This window comes from Rathayibacter rhapontici (genome assembly GCF_001995175.1).
Classification (GTDB): Bacteria; Actinomycetota; Actinomycetes; order Actinomycetales; family Microbacteriaceae; genus Rathayibacter.
Window position 1 is genome coordinate 12,386 of record NZ_MUKN01000004.1, and the last position, 18,288, is coordinate 30,673.

Sequence of the window (18,288 nt, forward strand, 5' to 3'; positions counted from 1 at the left end):
CGGGACGTCGGCGGGGAACGGTCGTCGCGCGCGAGGGCGGCTGCGGGCCGTCCTCAGCGGAGGATCTGCACGTCCTCCACACACCCGACCGGGGCCTCGTTCGAAGCCGGCCGCGGGGTCGATGCGGCGGGTGCCGTGGCGGAGGGAGGATCATGGACGCACCCGATCCCTCCGCACGACAGGACCCCGCCATGCCGGTCGATCCCGCCTCCTCCGTCGCCCCGCCGCCTCCTCCCGCGCTCGATCACCACCGCGCCCGCGCGCTGCTGCGCGAGAGGTACGGCGTCGAGGGCTCGCTCCGCGATCTGGGCAGCAACCAGGACCGCAACGTGCTCGTCGAGAGCGACGGGAGCCTGCTGCTCCTCAAGGTCGCGAACCCCGCGACCCCGCGCGGCACGGTCACGGCGCAGACGGAGGCGGTCGCCCGGCTCACCGAGGAGCTGCCCGACCTGCGCCTGCCCCGCGCGGTGCCCGACCGCGACGGCCTGACGTTGCAGGAGCTGCGGCTCGGCGAGGAGATGTGCACCGCGCGGGTGCTGGAGTTCGTGCCCGGGCGGACCCTGTCGGGATCCGGATACCTCTCCCCCTCGGTCGTGCGGGCGATGGGCGCCCTCGCGGCGCGCGTCGACGTCGCGCTGGCGGAGCATCCGCTCGAGGGCCTGGAGGATCCCGGGCAGTGGGACCTCCGACGCGCCGGCGCGGTGGTCGCGGCCCTGATCGGGCGGGTCCCCCGGCGCGCCGCCCGGGTGATCCGGGGCGCGGTCGAGCAGGCGCTCGCCATCGTCGAGCCGCTCGCCGCGGAGCTGCCGGTGCAGCTCGTGCACGGCGACCTCACCGACGACAACACCGTGGCGGGCGAGGGCGGGACGCCCGACGGCGTGATCGACTTCGGCGATCTGGGCGCCGGATGGGCGGTGGGCGAGCTGGCGATCACGCTCTCCTCGCTCCTGCACCACGCCGACGCCGATGCGACGACGGTGCTGCGGGCCGCCGCCTCCTACGACGCCCTGCGCCCCCTGTCCGACGCCGAGGTCGAGGTGCTCTGGCCACTCGTCGTGCTGCGGGCGGCCGTGCTGGTCGTCAGCGCGCACGAGGTCCTCGCGGGCGACCCGGGCAACTCCTACGCCGCCGAGAACCTCGAGCACGAGCAGCTGATCCTCGAGCGGGCGCTCGCCGCTCCCCTGCCCGTCCTGCAGGCGCTGGTGAGGCGCTCGCTCGGGCGCGGCCGCCACCGTGGGGAGGCACCGCCGAGCACCTCGGCGCTCCCGGTCGACGCCGCCGTCCTCGACCTCTCGCCCGAGAGCCCGCTGCTCGACACGGGGCGGTGGCTCGAGCCGGACGCGAGGAGTCGCTGACCACCGAGGCCCTGCGGAGCGCTCCGGCCGTGGTCCTGCGCCACGGCGAGCGCCGCCTGACCCGGGCCCGTCCCCACTCGGCGCACGAGCCCGAGACGGTCGCCCTGCACGTGGCGGTGCACGTCGCCGAGCCCGCTGTCCCGGTCGCGCCGTTCGACGCGGAGGTCGTGGAGGGTCCTCCGGGTGCCCTCGTGCTGCGCGGCGCCGACGTGCGGCTGCTGCTCCGCGGCGTCGAGAACGCTCCGCCGCCCGGGACCCTCCTCGCGACCGGCGACCCTCTCGGTCGGATCCCCTCGGCCGTGCAGGCGCAGGCGCTGCCGCGCACGCTCGACGGGGTCGAGCCTCCGCTCTTCGCGCGTCCCGCCTGGGCCGACGCCTGGCTCGACGCGCTGCTCGATGCGACGCCCCTGCTCCTGGGGCGCGCCTTCCCCGCGCCGGAGCCCGACCCCGAGGTCCTCCCTCGCCGGCTCGCGCACCTCGCCGACGTGCAGGAGCACTACTTCGAGGAGCCGCCGACGATCCTCCGCGGCTGGCGCGAGCACCTCGTCGACGACTCCGCGCGCGTGCACCTCGACGTGCTCAACAACGTCACCTCGATCGGGCACGGGCACCCCCTGCTGGCCGAGCGCGTCGAGCGGCAGTGGCGCCTCCTGAACACCAACTCGCGCTTCTCCTACCCCTCGATCGGCGGCTTCGCCGAGCGGCTGGCGGCTCTCCTCCCCGAGGGGCTCGACACCGTCCTGCTCGTGAACAGCGGATCGGAGGCGGCCGACCTCGCCCTGCGCCTGGGCCGCGCGTGGTCGGGCCGCGACGACGTGCTCGCGGTGCGCGAGGCGTACCACGGCTGGACCGCGCTCTCGGACGCGGTCTCCACCTCCGTCGCCGACAACCCGGACGCTCTCGCGACCCGGCCCGCGTGGGTGCACACCCTCGATGCGCCCAACAGCTACCGCGGAGCCCACCGCGGCGCCGACGCCGTCCGCTACGCCGAGGAGGCCGTCGAGCGGATCCACGCCCTCGCGGCCGAGGGAGCGCCGCCCGGTGCCTTCATCGCCGAGACCTACTACGGCAACGCGGGCGGCATCCCGCTGCCCGACGGCTACCTCGGCGCCGTCTACACCGCCGTCCGCGAGCACGGCGGGCTCTGCATCGCCGACGAGGTGCAGGTCGGCTACGGCCGTCTCGGCGAGTGGTTCTGGGGCTTCGAGCAGCAGGGTGTGGTGCCCGACGTGGTGGCCGTCGCGAAGGCGATGGGCAACGGGCATCCGCTCGGCGCCGTGATCACGACGCGCGAGATCGCCGAGCGCTACCGCTCGCAGGGCTACTTCTTCTCGTCGGCGGGAGGCAGTCCCGTCAGCGCGGTCGTCGGGACGACCGTCCTCGACGTGCTCGAGGGCGAAGGACTGCAGCAGAACGCCCGCGCGGTCGGCGCGCACCTCCGCCGCCGTCTCGAGGAGCTCGCCGAGCGCCACCTGCTGATCGGCGCCGTGCACGGGCACGGCCTCTACCTCGGGCTCGAGCTGGTCCGCGACCGCGAGACGCTCGAACCGGCGACGGAGGAGACCCGCGCGATCTGCGAGCGCCTGCGCGAGCGGGGCGTGATCGTGCAGCCGACCTCCGATCGCCAGTGCGTGCTGAAGATCAAGCCGCCGCTGTGCTTCACCCGCGAGAGCGCCGACTTCTTCGCCGACCAGCTCGACGAGGTGCTGACGACCGGCTGGTGAGCACACCCGCACGCCGCGTCCCACACGAGCAGGCCGGGGTCAATCCCATCGTCACCGGCGCGCGCGGTTCCTAGCGTCGGAGGCATGAAGCACATCAGCTACGCCGACAAATCACTCCTCGCGGGCGACGACGTCGTCGATCTGCTGCTGCACTACGCGGCTCGGCTCGCCGACCAGGGAGCCGCCGACGACGTGGACGTGCACGTCTTCAGCGCGGACGGCGACGAGACGATCGCCACCTTCGTGCTCGGCCCGGGCATGGGGATCATGGCCGAGGTCGCGCACACGAGCATGCCCGCGCCCGACAACAGCGAGGCGATGGCCTATCTGCGCGAGAAGCTCGAGCTGCTGGACTCGCCGCCGCACGGCGGGCCGATGGATCCCGAGGACACCGAGCTCGACGCGTTCTACACCGAGCAGTTCGCTGCCGATCCGCGGGACGCGCGCGCCGACTGATCCGCGCGTCAGCCCGCGGGGAGGACCGCCTCGAGCTGCGTCCGCACGTCGAGCAGGATCCCGTCGACGCCGGCCGTCGCGTTCGCAGTGAGCGACAGCGAGAGCAGGAGGACGGCGCTCAGCACGTGGGCGAGGGTCGCTGCGCGGGCGGAGTCGATCCGGCCGTCGCGCTGCAGGATCGCCGCCACGGCCTCCTCCGTCCCCGCGACGATCGCGAGGGCCTCGGCGTGCCGGGGCTCGAGGGGGTCGCCGAACACCATCTCGCGGAGGTAGGTCCGGCCGTTCTCGACCTGAGCGCGGTTGCACTCGACGACCGGTGCGACGAGTGCCAGCACCGCGTCGACCGGGTCCTCGATCCGCTCGGCCGCGGCCCGGCCCCGCTCGAGCGCTTCGGCGTAGTTCGCGTTCTGCACCAGGAGGAGCAGCTCGCCCTTGGTCTTCGCGTACAGGAACAGGGTGCCGCTGCCGATGTCGGCGCGGTCGGCGATCTGCTGCGTCGTGACCTCGTCCACTCCGTGCTCGGCGAAGAGCTCGCTCGCGGCGCGGGTGATGCGCTCGAGCTTGTCGAGCTTGCTGCGCTCGCGGCGTCCGACGGGGGCGGGGTGCACGGCGGGTCCTCCGGGAGGGGTCAGGGGGACGCTCATCCTCCCACGCCGCGACCGGAAGGAGGCCGTGGCGGCCGAGGGGTCGCTCCGCACCCGCCGAGCCGGGGATAATCGTCTGCGATGCGTGAAGACGACGATGTCGACCTGGTGATCGACGCCTGGGCCGACGCCCTGCCCGATCTCGACTTCGCGCCCCTCGACGTCGTCTCGCGGCTCCGCCGGCTCAGCCCGCGGGTGCAGGAGTTCCGGCGCCAGGCCTTCGCGGTGAGCGACCTCGCGCCGTGGGAGTTCGAGCTGCTCTCGATGCTGCGTCAGAACGGCGCGTCCGGGCTCACCCCCTCGGCGCTCGCCGCCCGCCTGGGCATCTCGAGCGGCAACCTGGCGAACCGTCTCGACCGGCTCGCGGCCCGCGGCCTCCTCGTCCGCGAGCAGAACGCCGCCGACTCGCGGAGCAAGATCGTCTCGCTCACGCCTCGCGGCACGAAGCGCGTCGACGAGGCCATGCGGCACCTGGTGCACGCCGAGGGCGAGGTGCTCGCCGACCTCGACGCGAAGCAGATGGCCGTCCTCATCCAGTGCCTCCGCACGATCAGCGAGACTCTCGACCGCCTGGAGTGAGCCGCTACTCCGGGCGTCCCGAGAGGTCAAGCCCATGGGAGCTCGCAGGCGTCGGACGTAGCGTGAGGCATGCGCGATGAGGCGAGAGCCGGACGCGCTACGACACGCGAAAGCGGAGAGCACCATGACACAGACACCCATCATCCAACCCGCGCGATGGAGCCGGAACGGAGTCCGGATCGTCGTCGTCCCCGGGGCGGACCTGCCCCGGTTCCGACTCGAGATCGACCGCCGACTCATCACCGACCCCTTCGTCGCCACGGGCCCCTTCGCCTCCGTCGAGGAGGCCGAGCGCGCCGCCGAGATCGCGGCCTCCGCACTCGGCCGCAGGATCCCGGCCTGATCCCGTCTCCGTGCGCGCACTGCTCCTGAGCGGAGAGGGCCGCCACAGCGACCCCTGGCACCCGTTCGGCGAGACCAGCGCCGCCGTCGCGGACCTGCTGACGTCCCGCGGTGACCGCGTCGAGGTGCGCGGCGACGTGGAGGAGGCTCTCGCGGAGGAGCTTCGGGGCCTCGTGGTCGTGAACGTCGGCCTCCCCCGTGACGGGCACCCCTCGCCCGCGTCCCGGCACGCGCGCGACGGACCCGCCCGGCTCCGCGACTCGACGCTCCCGGTCCTGGCCCTGCACGTGTCGTCGACGAGCTTCGTCGACGCGCCGGAGTGGCCCGAGCTGCTCGGCGGCCGCTGGGTCCCGGACGTCACGATGCACCCGGACTTCGGCGCAGCGCGGGTCCGGGTGCGCGGCGATCGGCCGGTCGTGCGGGACCTGTCGGATTTCGAGGTCCAGGACGAGCGCTACTCCTGGCTCGAGGTCGCGGACGGCGCAGAGGTGCTGGCCGTGCACGAGCACGACGGAGTGGAGCATCCGCTGGCCTGGGCCCTCGAGCGCCCGGGCGGCGGACGCACCGTCTACGACGCCCTCGGCCACACCGCGGAGTCGTACCGGTCGCCGGGGCACCGCGCGCTGCTGGCCGCGGCACTCGACTGGCTCGGGGCCTAGACCAGGTCCTCGAGGGCACCGGTCGGCAGCGCGATCCAGCCCTCCGCCCGGGCGGCCTCGCGGTGCTCCGGAGGGATCGGCAGGGTCGCGCCGAGCGCGTGGGCCCGCGCGTTCAGCGCTGCGACGACGGCGTCGAGCGCGTCGTTCGACCGGGCCATGAGCGCGAACGCGTCCGCCGGCCCCTCGAGCCACGGCGCCGCGCGACGCAGGGCGGCGACAGCGGCCGGCACGGCCTCGGGGCGGGTCTTGTAGCCGGTGGTGTCGATCCGCCAGTGGCGCAGCGCCGCCGCCGGGTAGACCTCGACGAGGCGCCCGCCTCCCGAGCGGTCGACCTCCTCCCCGTCCGTCTCGAAGGCCTCGAGCAGCTCGGCGCAGCGCATCGCCGTCATGCCCAGGCGGTCGGTCGAGACGCTCAGCGGCCAGCGCCCGGTCGCCTCGCGCGCGGCGCGGTCGGTCTCGCGGTAAGCGAGCCGACGACGCCAGTCGCGACCGGCCAGGGTGCGCGGAGCGACCTCGCGCCGCGTGTGCGCCTGCACGAACGCGGCGAACTCGAGCGGCCAGCCGAACGCGCAGTCGATGCCGACCGCTCGCGCTCCCCGCGAGAGCTCGACGATGTCGGCGTCGGAGGAGTCGAGCGCCACGGCACGGACGACTGCGCGTCCCTCCGCCCACTCCACAGCGGCCCGGGCGGTGCGGGCGGGCTCCGCCGCCAGGTCGACACCGATCGTGAACACCTCCCGAGGGTAGGGCCTGGGGACCACGATCCCGCGTGCTCACCGGGGCCCGGCCTCGGACGACTAGCCTCGACCCCAGCGGCGCCGCGTCGCCCCCGAAGGAGCGCCATGAGACCCGCCGTCGCCGTCGTCCGGACCCTCGTCGCCCTCACGGTTCTGACCGCCGTGGCCGCGACCGCCGCCGACACCGCCTCCCGGACCCCGCTGAACCCGTTCAACTTCTTCGGCTTCTTCACGATCCAGGGCAACATCCTGCTCGCGGTGGTCCTGCTGATCACCGCCGGACTCTCGCTGGCGCGGCGACCCCAGGGCTCGGGCCTCGTCCTCGCCCGCGGGGCGGCCACCGGCTACATCGCCATCGTCGGAGTCGTCTACAACCTGCTGCTCGCGGGACTTGCGGGCGGCGTCACGCTCCCCTGGGCGAACACGGTGATGCACGTGCTGTTCCCGCTCTACGGAGTGCTCGACTGGCTGCTGATCGGCGATCGGCCGCCGCTCCCCTGGCGCCGCCTCTGGGTCGTGGTCGTGTATCCGATCGTCTGGCTCGTCGTCGTGCTCGTGCGCGGCGCGACGGACGGCTGGGTCCCGTACCCCTTCCTGGACCCGGCGAACGGCTACGCCTCGGTGGCCGCCTACGTCGCGGCGATCGCGCTCGCGTTCGTGCTCGCTGGCGCGCTGGCCTGGGCGATCAGTCGCGTGCAGGTGCTCCGGATCCGCGGGGCGCGCTGAGGAAAGTGCATTCCGGCCGTTCTGGGGTCAGGGCCGCATGATGCTTCCGAGGTCCCGGGATCTAGCGTCGACCTCGGCGGCCCCCGTCGCCTCCTACCGAGAGCGATCCCCCATGCCGCGCCACCTCCTCCCCCGTCCGCCCCGATCCGCCCGCCGGCGCCGCCTCGCCGCCCTCGCCGCCGGCGCCGTCCTCGCCCTGACCGCCGCCCTCGTGCCGGCGAGCGCCGCCACCGCCGCCACCCCCACGCTCAAGGTCCTCGGGCTCGGCGACTCGATCACGCGCGCCTACGGCACCTGCGGCTCGCTCGGCGACTGCCCGAGCAACAACTGGTCGACCGGCACCTCCTCCTCGGTCAACTCCTTCACCGCGCGCCTGCGCGCGGCCAAGCCGGGCACCACCGTGACCTCGGCCAACTTCGCGAAGACCGGCGACGTCATCGCCCAGGTCCCCTCGCGCATCGCCGCGGCCGCCGCCGCGGGCGTGAAGCCCGACGTCGTCACGCTGCTCATCGGCGGCAACGACCTCTGCTCACCGGACAACCGGGTCGCCGCCGACGGCTACACGATGACGCCCGCCTCGGCCTTCAGCGCCTCCGCGACCACCGCGATCTCGACGATCCGCACCACCTGGCCGACCGCGAGGATCGTGCTGTCGTCGATGCCGAACGTGGCGTCGGAGTGGTCGGTCGTCCGCAGCGGAGTCGGAGCGGTCGTGTGGTCCTCGGCCAAGCTCTGCCGCACCACCCGCGGCGTGAGCTCGACGGGAGCGCGCCTGAGCACGACGGCCGCCGCAGCCTCGGCCGCCGCGGCCAAGACCCGGACGGCGCAGTACAACACCGCGCTCAAGAACGCGTGCGCGGCCGCCGGACCGCTCTGCGACTACGACGGAGGCGCGCTGACCGCCACGCCCGTCACCAGCTCGCTGATCGGCAAGGTCGACTACTTCCACCCCAGCGTGGCCGGTCAGGCGAAGATCGCCTCGATCCAGTGGAACGCGTCGAACTTCGCGACCACGGGCTGAGCGCTCCCGCTCAGACGTCGTGCGGGCGCTCGCCCTCGAGCCGGCGCCGCTGCTCCTCGGCGAGCCGCGCGTAGTGCGCCTCCTCGCGCTCGAGATCCGCGAGCTGCTCCTCCGTCGACTTCTGCGGAGGCCGCACGACGATCGTCTGCGGGGCGGCGGGCCGACGGCGCTGCCGCGGCGCACGGCCGCCGGGGACGAACGAGCCGCCCTCCGGGCGCTTCCACTCGTGGCCGAGCAGGAACCAGATCGTGACCCCGATCAGCGGGATGAACACGATCAGCAGGATCCAGGCGATCTTGGGCAGGTTGCGGACCACGTTGTCCGGCTGGCGCACGACGTCCACGAGCGCCAGGACCATCAGCACGACGGTCAGAAGCGAGAAGAGAAACCCCATGCTGAGAGGGTACGTGCCCGAGCGGTGGGGGCCACCGGTTCCGCAGCCTGTACGTGGCACGATCGGAGGATGAGCGAGCCCCGAGACCGCCCGAGCACCCGTCGCCGCCTCACTCCGCGGCGGTTCGTGGCCCTCGCGGCGGGTGCCGTCGCGCTCGTGGGGCTCGCGCTCCTGGCGCTCGTGCCCCTGCAGTACGCGACGCTCGCCCGTGCGGGGTTCGACTCCGCGTGCCGGGCGAGCGTGGGGCGCGTGCCCGCGGAGGAGGGGGAGCTGCTGCGCGGTGCGTGGTCGTGGTGGCCGCTCGGCACGTCGTGCGAGTGGACGCTGCTCGACGGCTCGGTGATCGAGGTCCTGCCGGACTGGTCGACGACGGCCGTCGCGATCACGGGGGCGGCGCTGCTCGTGATCGGGATCGCGGGCGCGACGACCGCACTGCTCGTGCGACGCCGCACCCGCGGCTGAGGATCAGCGGTCGAAGAACGATCCCAGGTCGCCGAGGTCGGGCATCTGGAAGTCCGAGACCTGCTCGCCAAGACCGGACACCTGCTCACCGGCGCCGGACACGAAGTCGCCCGCCGACCCCGTTATGTCGCCGAACTCGCCCAGATCGCCGAAGCCGGCGAGCCCGTCGAGGTCGACGCCCTGCAGGAGGGAGCCGCCGACGCTGCTGAGCACGGCGCCGCCGGCGACGGCGGCCAGAAGACCGCCCGCGGCTCCGAGGCCCAGGCCCGCCGCGGCTCCCGCACCGCGCCCGCGAGGGCTCCGCGCGTCCCGGGCTTCGAGAACATCCGCTTCAGGATCCGGGGTTCTGCGCCTCGCCGCGGGTGGCCGCGCGGGCGAGGTCGTCGGGCGCGGAGGAGCGCGGCTGCTCGTTCGCGGGCAGCTCGTCGCGCAGTCGTGCCTCGACCTGCGAGCGCTGCTCGGGCGTCAGCTTCGCGAACGCGTCGCGGTGCACCTGCTCGAGCTGCTCGGGGTCGGCCGTGCGGAGGAGGTAGTCGTAGCGGGCGATGGCGGCGCGGTCCTCCGCCGTGACCGCGGGCCGACCGGGGCGGGCGTCCTGCGGGCGCCCGGAGGGACGTTGCTGGGGAGCGCCGTGCTGCGGCGCCGGCCGGGAGTCGCCGGTCACCTTGTCGGCGGCGGTGCGGACCAAATCGCGCCAGTCCGTCCCTCCGCTCGGGGACGCGGGGCGCGCGGAGGAGCTCGACGAGCTCTTCGAGTCGAGCGCCTTCGACGCCATGCTGAGGATGCGCTTGAGAGTGCTCACAGAAGACCTTCCGTCGGGTGTCAGCGTCGATCATCCCCGGGCCGCCTGGACGAAGGCCCATCGAATGCTCTCGACGAGCCCGGAATCGCGCATCCCGTCCCTCGCGGCCGAACGGTCGGATCGCGCGGTCGACCGGTCGGGTGCAGCACGCGGCACCGCGCCATGCTTCCCTCATGACCTCGACCGCGTCCGTCCCCGTCGTCCGCCCCGAGCCGACGGCGGAGCGGCTCCCCTACGTCCCCCTCGTCGTGCTGATGCTCCTCAGCTTCCTGCTCGTCACGGCCGAGTTCCTGCCCAACGGGGTGCTCACCGAGATGGCCGCCGGTCTCGGCGTCACCGCGGGACAGGCCGGGCAGACGGTCACCGTCACGGCGTTCGTGGGCCTCCTCGTCGCCCCGACCATCGGCCTGATCGTCCCGGGGCTCGATCGCCGCACCCTCCTGGTCTGGACCGCCGTCGCGGCAGGAGCGTCGAGCGTGCTCGCCGCCCTCGCGCCGACCCTCCCCCTGGTCCTCCTCTCGCGGATCCTGCTCGGAGCGGCCATCAGCGCGTTCTGGTCGATGTCGATCACGGTCGTCGCCCGCGTCGCGGGACCGGAGCGGGTCGGTCGGGCGACCATGTTCACCAGCGCCGGCCTGTCGCTCGCGACGGTCGCGGGAGTGCCGCTCGGCGTGATCCTGAGCGAGCTGATCGACTGGCGCGCGGCGTTCGTCGTCATCGGCGCGCTCACCGCCCTGCTCGCCCTGCCGCTGCGGCTCCTCCTGCCTCGCGTGCCCGCCGCGGCGTCCGCGGGCCTCGGCGTCCTCCTCGACACCGTGCGCCGCCCGGGCGTCACCCAGGGCTTCGCGGGCCACGTCCTCGTCGTCCTCGGCCACTTCCTCGCGTACACGTACATCCGCCTCGCTCTCGAGCGCACCGACGCGACGCGGCCACCGTCGTCGGCCTGCTGGCGCTCTTCGGCGTCGGCGGGCTGCTCGGCAACCTCGTGATCGGCTCCGTCATCGACCGCACCTTCGCGGTGTTCGGGGTCGTGGCGCCCGTGGCCATCGCGATCGCCGTCGGAGGCGTGCTGCTGCTCCCCGGCTCCGTCGTCGCGATCGCGGTGGCGGTGGGCGTGTGGGGCTTCTTCTTCGCCTCGTGGCTGATCATCGTGAACGCTGGGTGGGCCACCGGATGACCGACCGGCTCGAGGCCGGCGGCAGCCTGGTCGTCGTCGGATTCCAGGCCGCGATCGTCGTTGCGGCGGGCCTGGGCGGAGTCCTCGTCGACTCGGTCGGGATCGAGGCCGACTACGCGATCGGCGCGGTGCTGCTCCTCGTCGGCGCCGCCCTCTTCGGCTCGGCGGCCCGGCGCCGCGCGTGACGGTTCCGGACCCTCAGGCCGCGCTCCGCGTCGTCCGCCACAGCGACGGCACGACACCGGCGTGCCGACGGAACGCCCGGCTGAACCCGTCGTCCGAGGAGTAGCCCAGCGCGCGGGCGGCCTCGGACACCGTCCGCCCCTCCTCGAGCAGCTCCTTCGCCCGCCGCATGCGCACCTCGGCGACGTACCCGGCCGGGGTCCGCCCGAACGCCGCCCGGAACCGCTCGGTCAGCACCGTGCGCGACATCGCCCCGGCACTCGCCAGCCGATCGACGGTCCACTCCCGGCCGGGGTCGTCGGCGACGGCCGCCGCGACCCGGTCCAGGTGCACGTCGCCCGTGAGCGGACGCCGTCCACCGTCCTCACCGGACGCCCAGGCCCGCACGACGGAGAGCAGCACCGTCCGCACCATCAGCCGGCAGATCACGGGATCGCCCGAGCGCGCCGATCCGCCCCGCGGCGGGCCGAGCTGCGCCGCCAGCGCGGCCGCGGCGGGCTCGAGCCGGGCGAAGCCGGGGGCGAGCACCAGTCCCGGCAGCGGCCGGAGGCACGCCTCGGGCTCGAGCCGCACCTCGACGACCATCAGCCCGGCGCCCGAGGTCGACACGAGCGTCGCCGACCGCCGCCCGAACGCCAGCAGCGCGTCGCCGGCCAGCAGCGTGCGCGGCAGCGGGGCCGCCACCGCGTCGCCCGCCGCGAGGTCGAGCTCGCAGGCCGTCCCGGCCGGAGCGAGGGCCGTCAGCTCGCCGTCGACGACGTAGACGAGCACGACGACGCCCTCGTGGAGCACGAGCCGCTCCCCCGGCGCGAGCCTCCGCCGCCGGAGCTCGCCGAGCGTCACGTCCAGTGAGGAGAGGACGTCCTCGAGCACTGCGGGGTCGATCGTCATTCCCGGAGCAACGCGCGGCGCTGCTGTCCCATTCCTGCGGCGCGGGACGTCGGGTCTCTGGCGGGATGCGCGCGGCCGGCGTCGCGCCGTGTTCCAGCGGGCGACGTTCACCGGAGCGAGCGCGGGCATGCGGGCTGGTCGTCGCGGAACCGGAATCGAGACGCACGCCCCGGTCGCCGAGGACACCCCGTGGCCGCCGTCGTGCGCGGATCGCCGCGCGGCGTCAGCGGGTCCCGCCCATCCCGCTCTTGTCGCCGTCGCGTCGCAGCGGGATGATGACCGCGACGAAGGAGTCGGTCTCATGACGCAGCAGGTTCGTGCGCGGATGCTCACCGCAGCACTGGTCGGAGTAGTGGCGATCGGAGCCGCCCTCGTGCCGAGCGGTCCAGCGGCAGCGGTGGTCCCGCCTCCCTCGGCCGCCGGCAGCGGCACGACCGGTTCGGTGCAGCTGACTCCCGTCCTGTCCGCGGGCGAGACCGTCACTCCGATCAGCCTGGGCCTGGGGCGTCCCTCCGTCGTCTTCCAGGGCTATCCGCCCAAGAACGACGGTCACTCGGGCACGACCGGAGGCGGCGAGGGCATCGTCGCCCAGGGCCAGGTCGAGATCGCCGGGGACACGCTCCTCCGCGTGGACGTCGAGGCCGGTAGCGACTCTGTCCAGCTCCGCACCGAGCTGACCTACATCGAGCCCCGCGATCTCGATCCCTGGCACTTCGCGACCATCGAGGGTGCCGGCACGAGCGACCGCTACGACCTCGCGCGGCCGTTCGACGGCCTGTGGCTGATCGACGTCTACCAGACGTCCGGCCCCGCCGGCGTGCCCGTGGACGTCCGGACGACGACCGCGAAGCCCGAGGCGCCGCTCACCCTCTCCCCCGCGACCGTGTCCGCAGCGAACCCGACCGTCACCGCGAGCTGGTCGGGCCTCGCGCCCGGTCAGACCTACCTCGCCGGTGTGCTCTGGGCCGGCGCGAGCACCTCGTCGGTGGTCGAGGTGACCACCGGGACCGGTCAGCCGGTCGCGACCACCACCACGCACGTCTCTCCACGCCCCTCCAGCTCCCGACGAACTCCACGACGCTCCTCGCCTCCGTCCGGGCGGCCGACGGCAGTGCCGGGCCCGGCGTGCTGTCCCTGAGGATCGACGGAGTCGTGCGGTGGACCGGCACAGTGGTCACGGGCGCTCCCGCCATCCGGCTCCCCGTCCCCCGGCTCCCCCTCGGCCTCCACTCCGTCCAGACCGAGTTCCGACCGTCCGACGCGTCGCTGAAGCCGTCGAAGAGCACCGCACTGCGCCTGGTCTCGCTCGCGAAGTAGGAGCGCCGGCGCGATCCGACCGCGCTGACGGAGGCGCCTCCCTCTCGGAAGGCGCCTCCGTCAGTCGCGGCGGCCGGACGTCACAGACCCGCGGGCTTCTCCGGAGTGACGAGCCACGCCTTGAAGAAGGCCGACAGATCCTGTCCCGAGACCTCCTCCGCGAGTTCCTGGAGCTCGGCGGTGCTGACCGTCGAGTAGCGGTTCTCCGATGCCCAGCGCTTCAGGAGGACCGCGAACGCCTCCGCCCCGATCTCCTCGCGGAGCTCCACGAGCGTCAGCCCACCGCGGGCGTAGACCGGGCCGTCGAACAGTCCGGTCGCCCCCGGGTCCGCCACCGCAGTGGCCCAGAACGGGTCGTCCGCCGGGATCGCGGCGACCCGCGCCGCGGAGTCCGCGACACTCGTCCCGCCGGAGTGCTCCTCCCAGAGCCACTCCGCATAGGTCGCGAAGCCCTCGTTCAGCCAGATGTCCGACCAGACGCCCGGAGTGGCGCTGTTGCCGTACCACTGGTGCGCGATCTCGTGAGCGACCGTCGACTCGTCCGCGCCTCCGGAGTAGAACGAGCGCCCCTGGGTCTCGAGCGCGTAGCCGATCTCCTCGTCGTCGACCACCGCGCCGCCCGATCGGAAGGGGTACGGGCCGAACACCGTCGAGAAGTAGTCGATGATGTCGCCCTGCTCCGCCAGTGCGGCCTCGGTCCCCGCCCGGACGTCGCCCGTGATGTCGCGATCGATCGCGTCGACGGTCACGATGCCGCCACGGGTGGAGCGGACCAGGTCGTAGTCGCCGATGTTCACCATGCGAGGTAGCTCGCCATGGGGCTCGTCTCGACCCAGCTCGACGTGGTCCAGCCCTTCGAGGTGGTGGGCGACCCCACCGGGACGCCGTTCGCGACCACGGTCCGCCCCTCCGGGACCGTGATGGTGAAGGTGTAGCGGGCCTTGTCCGCCGGGGAGTCGTTGACGGGGTACCAGGTGGACGCGCCGTTCGGCTCGCTCGCGACGAGTGCGCCGTCGCTGGTCGACCACCAGCCGAACGGAGCGCCGGTGTTGTCCACCGGATTCCCGGTCGTCCCGGCGTACTCGATGTTCACCAGGGTCGGCACGCCCGTCCTCAGCGAGCGGGCCGGAGTGACGACCAGCTCCGATCCCTCCTGCACGAAGGCCGCCGACCGGGTGTTCACCGTGACTTTCGACACCGTCAGCCCCGTCAGGTCGAACGAGAGCGACCGCAGATCCTGAGTGGGAGCGAGCGTCACGAGCGCGCGCCCGCCGAGGGCGCGGGTGGCCGGGTCGTACTTCAGCACGAGGCTGTAGCTCAGGGCGTCGAACCCCGTGCTGCCGAGGCCGGGGAAGTACGGGTCCCCCGCACTGGTGCCGCCGTCGACGGCGCGCGCCGTCGACGAGGGCGCCGCGACGGCGGCGGGAGCGAGGAGGAGCGAGGACACGACCAGCGCGCCGAGCGCGTGGGCTGCACGGAGTCTCATGAGCCGACGGTACCCAGTGCAGATTTCCGGCCTGTTACTCCGGCAGCCGCGACGACGCCCCACAGGGAGCACGCGGATCGAGGAGGAGGTGCGAACCGCGCCGCGTCGACGGTCCGGCCAGGCACGACCCGTCGGTGCACCTATCTGCAACTAATCAAAAAAGGTGGGAGCGCGCACTGGTGGCCGCCAGGACCGGGATCAACAGGGGTGACGAGCCAGAACAGGCTGCTCCCCCAGTTGGCGTACGGGCCCTTCGTCAGCGCCAGGTGCGGCTGTCCGACGAGCAGAAGACCAAGCTGGCAGCTGAGTACGCGGCCGGCGGGAACATCCGTCAGCTCGCCATGTCGTGGGGCGTGAGCCGCGAAGCAGTTCGCTCAGCACTCAAGCAGCAGCACGTTCCGGTGCGTCAGGTTGTACTGACGGAGAACCAGCTGGAGGATGCGGCGTCGATGAAGACGCGGGGTTGGTCGTTGAACCAGCTTGGTGCGCTCTACGGCGTCGATCCGAAGACGATGAAGGCGAGGCTCCTTGCGCGGGCTCAAGGATCGGAGTAGAGACGACCGCTGCCTTGCTGTCGTCTCGGACGTAGTCCGGGTTCTCCATCTGCCAGCGCACAAGGGCGAGGATCGCGCGGACGAGCTTCTTCTTGTCGATGCGCTGGGCGATGGGCACGATCGTCACATTGCTCAACGCTCCCCCGCCGCGCTTCCAGTCGTGTTGCTTCGCTTCCGAGACTGGGCTGTAAACCGGTGGAGGAGTTCGGTGCAGGCGGACCATCTTTTTGCGCAGCTCGTCCACGATGCCGGGGCATCGTCCGCACGGCCAGTGCCATCGGCCCCGGTTCGAAGGCAACCACGCGTTGCCGCGGTCCGCATGACGCACGAACGCGGAGGTGGTGAGCACGATGCCGCCCACGACGACGACTCCGAGGGCAGCGAGGACCGGCCCCACCGCGAGGCTCCCATGGCAGTGAGCGCCGCCCTCGAAGTGGCCGATTAGCAGTGCGACCATCGTGATCGCCGCGAGTCCACGATGCGAGCCCGGGCCGGTGTTTGACTGCACGCCACTACGGGAGCCCGCGACCGACCACACTCCGCTGATGACCACCGCGACCGACCACACCACCGGCACCACCACGCCGACCAGCGCGCCATCGATCATCGCGGCGACCATGACGAGTGACGCGACCAGCATCCTTCCATGCCCAGGCCGATGCTGGTCGGCGACAGTGCAGCACGTCGCGAGCACTGACGAACCGAGCATTGCGGCGGTGAGTACGACCAACCCGCGACGTGGGCGCCGGCGTCTCCGCCGTGGCTGTGCCCCGCGTGGTGGCCCGGAGCGCACTGCGCAGCATCTGCTGTGGAGGAAACATCGACCGTGAGGTTGCGGTCGAAGAAGCCGTCCGGCTTGAGGACGAAGCCCGCGGTGTCGACGGGCATGATGGGCCAGTCCTCGAGCCGCGGGAAGTGCGCAAGCCCGCCGGGACCGGTGCTGCTCCTCGTCCGGCGGCATTGCCGCGACGAGGAGCAGCCGGCGCGGGTTCCCTCCGGGCCGTTCCGGCGGAGTCTCCCGCGCCGAGGGTCAGGCGCCGGTCAGCCTCCAGGCCTGCTTCACCGTCGCGGCCTGGTTCGCGGACGTGCAGGTCGTCTGGCTGATCCCCGCCCCGGCCGCCGTGCTGCCACCGGTGACGACGGCGCACTTGCTGCTGTGCCGCGCGATTAGCTGGAAGTCCTTCGCGGTGGCGCCGCTGTAAGTCGCCGCTCGAAGAGTGAACTGCTGATTCGTCCCACCGGTGCAGGTCCACTGCTGGACCGCTGCCCCGTTCGTGGTCGATGCCCCGCCGATGTCGAGGCACTTGCCGCTGTGGCGGTTGACGATCGTGTAGGTGTTGACGACACCGGGAACCCGGATGAAGGCGAACCGCTGCACGGCCGCGGTGCCGCACCCGTACTGCGCCTGCAGGTTCCCGTCGGCGGAGCTCCAGTTTGCGTTGTCCAGGCAGAGGCCGCTGTGCTGGGCGATCAGCGTGGTCTCGAACGCACGGCACGGTACGAACACGTCGATGACGCCCTCGCCGTTGGACGCGGTGCCTTTGTACTCGACCCAGGCGCCGCCACCGAGGGTGACGCGCTCGTTCACCGCCGTGAGTTGGCGGTGGTCATCGCCGTCGTACGGGCGGGAGAGGACGGTGGGCGCGTCCCACTGGTTCGGGTCATTGCGCGTGATCTGCACGCCGTCGCGGTTGGGCTTGAACGCGAGCCCGGTGCCGTGGAGGTAGTTGTAGATATTGGCGTCGGCCTGGGCGCGGAAGTCGACCCAGTACCGCGCGGCTGGGTCGCGCGGGTCTGCGAAGGAGATGGCTTCGCGGGCCTGGGCGGCGGCGCCCACGCTGGTCGCGTTCAGTGTGCGCACGGCGCCGCAGGTGGGCTCGTACCGTCGCGGGAGCATGCCGATCCGGTCGAGGGTCGCGGCGGGGAATGGGTTGAAGGTCCACGCTCCGCCCATGACGTCGAGACGGTTCCCGTACTCCGTGCGGTAGCAGTTCGCAGGGACGCCGGCTCCGAGGGTGCTGAAGTCCCATCCGCCGTCGCAGCCGATGCTCGAGGAGTGGAACATTGACATGTTGTGACCGAGCTCGTGAGCGACCGCGCTGGGATCGGTCCCGGGCACGAAGGAACGGCCGCCGGCGTCGACGGCCCAGTTCTGCTCGCCGTTCGCCCAGTCAGGGCAGGGATCTCCGGGCGGGACCATCACCACGAGGTGCTTCCCCGGGCCGCCCTGCCAGCCGATGCGCGGTTGGACCCAGTCCTGCAGGGTGCCTGCCCACGAGCACGGGGTGTCGTTGTCTACATACATCCAGTCGACCACTCGATCGACCTGCACCGTCACAGCGCCGTTCGTCTCGCGGCTCAGGAACGTCCCGGCGGATTCGACCGACTGCCGAGCCAGAGCGGTGTCGAACGACGGTGTGGTCCCCTGAGGAGCCACGAGCGCCACGGTGACGGAAAGGGTGTGCGGCTGGATCGGCTTCTCGACGACGCTCCATCCTGCCGGCGCGACGACGGCAGTCGCGGCGGCCGCCGCTGAAGGCGCCTGGGAGGCCCTCTCTGTCGCGGTCGCGGCGGGAGCCAGTGCTGTAGCGCACAAGCCGATGGTGACCGCGCACGCGGCCAGGATCGAGGACAGTCGTTGTCTCACGGTCATCTCCAAACGGATGGGATCAGCCTCGTTGCCGATCCATGTTGACGTGAACAATCGCAGAAGCGACAGCGGAAGTCACGTTAATAGTTTCAGTACAGATAACCGGAAGACCCTTGCGCGAGACGGTCG

The 18,288-nt window shown here is 72.7% G+C and carries 24 protein-coding genes and 1 pseudogene; 14 read left to right on the forward strand and 11 right to left on the reverse strand.

Annotated elements, in window-relative coordinates; all coding sequences use genetic code 11:
* Positions 1-152 precede the first annotated feature (152 nt).
* The 3 genes from B0T42_RS20910 (at position 153) to B0T42_RS02065 (ending at position 3,535) form a co-directional block, all read left to right on the forward strand.
* Positions 153-1,355 (forward strand): phosphotransferase, encoded by a 1,203-nt coding sequence (locus tag B0T42_RS20910; protein ID WP_094742657.1) that lies wholly within the window; start codon positions 153-155, stop codon positions 1,353-1,355.
* Positions 1,325-3,079, forward strand: a complete 1,755-nt coding sequence (locus B0T42_RS02060; RefSeq protein ID WP_236720059.1) for an aminotransferase class III-fold pyridoxal phosphate-dependent enzyme — start codon at positions 1,325-1,327, stop codon at positions 3,077-3,079. The genes B0T42_RS20910 and B0T42_RS02060 overlap by 31 nt, the downstream gene beginning before the upstream one ends.
* A gap of 84 nt (positions 3,080-3,163) precedes the next feature.
* The gene (locus B0T42_RS02065) at positions 3,164-3,535 is read left to right on the forward strand and encodes a hypothetical protein (RefSeq protein WP_077221756.1); all 372 of its coding nucleotides are present in this window, start codon (positions 3,164-3,166) and stop codon (positions 3,533-3,535) included.
* A gap of 8 nt (positions 3,536-3,543) precedes the next feature.
* Here the strand turns inward: B0T42_RS02065 and B0T42_RS02070 are convergent, their stop codons facing one another.
* A complete protein-coding gene (locus B0T42_RS02070; protein ID WP_236720060.1) occupies positions 3,544-4,143 on the reverse strand; it encodes a TetR/AcrR family transcriptional regulator in 600 nt (199 codons plus the stop codon).
* Positions 4,144-4,260: 117 nt separating this feature from the next.
* On the opposite strand from B0T42_RS02070, the gene B0T42_RS02075 reads away from it, so the two are divergent.
* The 3 genes from B0T42_RS02075 (at position 4,261) to B0T42_RS02085 (ending at position 5,759) form a co-directional block, all read left to right on the forward strand.
* Positions 4,261-4,758: a MarR family winged helix-turn-helix transcriptional regulator gene (locus B0T42_RS02075; RefSeq protein ID WP_077221758.1), complete on the forward strand. Its 498-nt coding sequence runs from the start codon at positions 4,261-4,263 to the stop codon at positions 4,756-4,758.
* A 124-nt stretch (positions 4,759-4,882) separates the two neighbouring features.
* The gene (locus B0T42_RS02080) at positions 4,883-5,101 is read left to right on the forward strand and encodes a hypothetical protein (RefSeq protein WP_077221759.1); all 219 of its coding nucleotides are present in this window, start codon (positions 4,883-4,885) and stop codon (positions 5,099-5,101) included.
* Positions 5,102-5,111: 10 nt separating this feature from the next.
* A complete protein-coding gene (locus B0T42_RS02085) occupies positions 5,112-5,759 on the forward strand; it encodes a ThuA domain-containing protein (RefSeq protein WP_077221760.1) in 648 nt (215 codons plus the stop codon).
* Here B0T42_RS02085 and B0T42_RS02090 read toward each other — a convergent pair.
* A complete protein-coding gene (locus B0T42_RS02090) occupies positions 5,756-6,493 on the reverse strand; it encodes a DUF429 domain-containing protein (protein WP_077221761.1) in 738 nt (245 codons plus the stop codon). The two genes, B0T42_RS02085 and B0T42_RS02090, sit on opposite strands and share 4 nt — an antisense overlap.
* Positions 6,494-6,601: 108 nt before the next feature.
* Here B0T42_RS02090 and B0T42_RS02095 point away from each other — a divergent pair, with 108 nt between their 5' ends.
* Together B0T42_RS02095 and B0T42_RS02100 are read left to right on the forward strand one after the other, a co-directional pair.
* Positions 6,602-7,222 (forward strand): Pr6Pr family membrane protein, encoded by a 621-nt coding sequence (locus B0T42_RS02095; protein WP_077221762.1) that lies wholly within the window; start codon positions 6,602-6,604, stop codon positions 7,220-7,222.
* Positions 7,223-7,334: 112 nt separating this feature from the next.
* Complete coding sequence (locus tag B0T42_RS02100) at positions 7,335-8,243, forward strand: SGNH/GDSL hydrolase family protein (protein WP_139344386.1); 909 nt, start codon at positions 7,335-7,337, stop codon at positions 8,241-8,243.
* 10 nt (positions 8,244-8,253) lie between these two features.
* Here the strand turns inward: B0T42_RS02100 and B0T42_RS02105 are convergent, their stop codons facing one another.
* Entirely contained in the window at positions 8,254-8,637 is a 384-nt protein-coding gene (locus B0T42_RS02105) for a PLD nuclease N-terminal domain-containing protein (protein ID WP_077221764.1), read from the reverse strand.
* A gap of 69 nt (positions 8,638-8,706) precedes the next feature.
* Here B0T42_RS02105 and B0T42_RS02110 point away from each other — a divergent pair, with 69 nt between their 5' ends.
* Positions 8,707-9,099 carry a hypothetical protein gene (locus B0T42_RS02110; protein WP_077221765.1) on the forward strand — a complete coding sequence of 131 codons (393 nt, stop codon included), beginning with the start codon at positions 8,707-8,709 and terminating at the stop codon, positions 9,097-9,099.
* 3 nt (positions 9,100-9,102) lie between these two features.
* Here the strand turns inward: B0T42_RS02110 and B0T42_RS20915 are convergent, their stop codons facing one another.
* The gene (locus B0T42_RS20915; protein WP_236720061.1) at positions 9,103-9,312 is read right to left on the reverse strand and encodes a hypothetical protein; all 210 of its coding nucleotides are present in this window, start codon (positions 9,310-9,312) and stop codon (positions 9,103-9,105) included.
* A 118-nt stretch (positions 9,313-9,430) separates the two neighbouring features.
* Positions 9,431-9,901, reverse strand: a complete 471-nt coding sequence (locus B0T42_RS20920; protein ID WP_236720062.1) for a hypothetical protein — start codon at positions 9,899-9,901, stop codon at positions 9,431-9,433.
* A gap of 173 nt (positions 9,902-10,074) precedes the next feature.
* On the opposite strand from B0T42_RS20920, the gene B0T42_RS02120 reads away from it, so the two are divergent.
* The 3 genes from B0T42_RS02120 to B0T42_RS20930 are packed head-to-tail and all read left to right on the forward strand — an operon-like array spanning position 10,075 to position 11,263.
* Positions 10,075-10,890: an MFS transporter gene (locus B0T42_RS02120; RefSeq protein WP_236720063.1), complete on the forward strand. Its 816-nt coding sequence runs from the start codon at positions 10,075-10,077 to the stop codon at positions 10,888-10,890.
* Positions 10,887-11,078 (forward strand): hypothetical protein, encoded by a 192-nt coding sequence (locus tag B0T42_RS20925; RefSeq protein WP_236720064.1) that lies wholly within the window; start codon positions 10,887-10,889, stop codon positions 11,076-11,078. The genes B0T42_RS02120 and B0T42_RS20925 overlap by 4 nt, the downstream gene beginning before the upstream one ends.
* Positions 11,075-11,263: a hypothetical protein gene (locus B0T42_RS20930; RefSeq protein WP_236720065.1), complete on the forward strand. Its 189-nt coding sequence runs from the start codon at positions 11,075-11,077 to the stop codon at positions 11,261-11,263. The genes B0T42_RS20925 and B0T42_RS20930 overlap by 4 nt, the downstream gene beginning before the upstream one ends.
* A gap of 13 nt (positions 11,264-11,276) precedes the next feature.
* On the opposite strand, the gene B0T42_RS02125 is transcribed toward B0T42_RS20930, so the two are convergent.
* The gene (locus B0T42_RS02125) at positions 11,277-12,152 is read right to left on the reverse strand and encodes a helix-turn-helix transcriptional regulator (protein WP_077221766.1); all 876 of its coding nucleotides are present in this window, start codon (positions 12,150-12,152) and stop codon (positions 11,277-11,279) included.
* Positions 12,153-12,453: 301 nt separating this feature from the next.
* Between B0T42_RS02125 and B0T42_RS02130 the strand changes: the two genes are divergently transcribed.
* The gene (locus B0T42_RS02130; protein ID WP_139344387.1) at positions 12,454-13,290 is read left to right on the forward strand and encodes a hypothetical protein; all 837 of its coding nucleotides are present in this window, start codon (positions 12,454-12,456) and stop codon (positions 13,288-13,290) included.
* Positions 13,291-13,304: 14 nt separating this feature from the next.
* Positions 13,305-13,469, forward strand: coding sequence for a hypothetical protein (locus B0T42_RS19855; RefSeq protein ID WP_158078014.1), 165 nt, complete (start codon positions 13,305-13,307; stop codon positions 13,467-13,469).
* A gap of 80 nt (positions 13,470-13,549) precedes the next feature.
* On the opposite strand, the gene B0T42_RS02140 is transcribed toward B0T42_RS19855, so the two are convergent.
* From B0T42_RS02140 to B0T42_RS02160, 5 genes and pseudogenes are all read right to left on the reverse strand, one after another.
* Complete coding sequence (locus tag B0T42_RS02140; protein WP_077221769.1) at positions 13,550-14,269, reverse strand: M1 family aminopeptidase; 720 nt, start codon at positions 14,267-14,269, stop codon at positions 13,550-13,552.
* Positions 14,263-14,955, reverse strand: a complete 693-nt coding sequence (locus B0T42_RS02145; RefSeq protein ID WP_077221770.1) for a gluzincin family metallopeptidase — start codon at positions 14,953-14,955, stop codon at positions 14,263-14,265. The genes B0T42_RS02140 and B0T42_RS02145 overlap by 7 nt, the downstream gene beginning before the upstream one ends.
* 381 nt (positions 14,956-15,336) lie before the next feature.
* Entirely contained in the window at positions 15,337-16,149 is an 813-nt protein-coding gene (locus tag B0T42_RS19340) for a hypothetical protein (RefSeq protein WP_173892275.1), read from the reverse strand.
* Positions 16,113-16,424: pseudogene (locus tag B0T42_RS22560) on the reverse strand (copper amine oxidase); the annotation flags it as partial. The pseudogene B0T42_RS22560 and the gene B0T42_RS19340, both read right to left, overlap by 37 nt.
* Before the next feature lie 115 nt (positions 16,425-16,539).
* Entirely contained in the window at positions 16,540-18,156 is a 1,617-nt protein-coding gene (locus B0T42_RS02160) for an RICIN domain-containing protein (RefSeq protein WP_158078015.1), read from the reverse strand.
* Positions 18,157-18,288 lie beyond the last annotated feature (132 nt).

Coding starts and splice junctions, on each gene's coding strand:
- B0T42_RS02075 (WP_077221758.1), top strand. CDS start 4,261: ATGCGTGAAGACGACGATGTCGACCTGGTGATCGACGCCTGGGCCGAC.
- B0T42_RS02145 (WP_077221770.1), bottom strand. CDS start 14,955: ATGAGACTCCGTGCAGCCCACGCGCTCGGCGCGCTGGTCGTGTCCTCG.
- B0T42_RS02100 (WP_139344386.1), top strand. CDS start 7,335: ATGCCGCGCCACCTCCTCCCCCGTCCGCCCCGATCCGCCCGCCGGCGC.
- B0T42_RS02125 (WP_077221766.1), bottom strand. CDS start 12,152: ATGACGATCGACCCCGCAGTGCTCGAGGACGTCCTCTCCTCACTGGAC.
- B0T42_RS20930 (WP_236720065.1), top strand. CDS start 11,075: ATGACCGACCGGCTCGAGGCCGGCGGCAGCCTGGTCGTCGTCGGATTC.
- B0T42_RS02095 (WP_077221762.1), top strand. CDS start 6,602: ATGAGACCCGCCGTCGCCGTCGTCCGGACCCTCGTCGCCCTCACGGTT.
- B0T42_RS02080 (WP_077221759.1), top strand. CDS start 4,883: ATGACACAGACACCCATCATCCAACCCGCGCGATGGAGCCGGAACGGA.
- B0T42_RS02140 (WP_077221769.1), bottom strand. CDS start 14,269: ATGGTGAACATCGGCGACTACGACCTGGTCCGCTCCACCCGTGGCGGC.
- B0T42_RS02130 (WP_139344387.1), top strand. CDS start 12,454: ATGACGCAGCAGGTTCGTGCGCGGATGCTCACCGCAGCACTGGTCGGA.
- B0T42_RS20910 (WP_094742657.1), top strand. CDS start 153: ATGGACGCACCCGATCCCTCCGCACGACAGGACCCCGCCATGCCGGTC.
- B0T42_RS02065 (WP_077221756.1), top strand. CDS start 3,164: ATGAAGCACATCAGCTACGCCGACAAATCACTCCTCGCGGGCGACGAC.
- B0T42_RS02120 (WP_236720063.1), top strand. CDS start 10,075: ATGACCTCGACCGCGTCCGTCCCCGTCGTCCGCCCCGAGCCGACGGCG.
- B0T42_RS02105 (WP_077221764.1), bottom strand. CDS start 8,637: ATGGGGTTTCTCTTCTCGCTTCTGACCGTCGTGCTGATGGTCCTGGCG.
- B0T42_RS19340 (WP_173892275.1), bottom strand. CDS start 16,149: ATGCTGGTCGCGTCACTCGTCATGGTCGCCGCGATGATCGATGGCGCG.
- B0T42_RS02110 (WP_077221765.1), top strand. CDS start 8,707: ATGAGCGAGCCCCGAGACCGCCCGAGCACCCGTCGCCGCCTCACTCCG.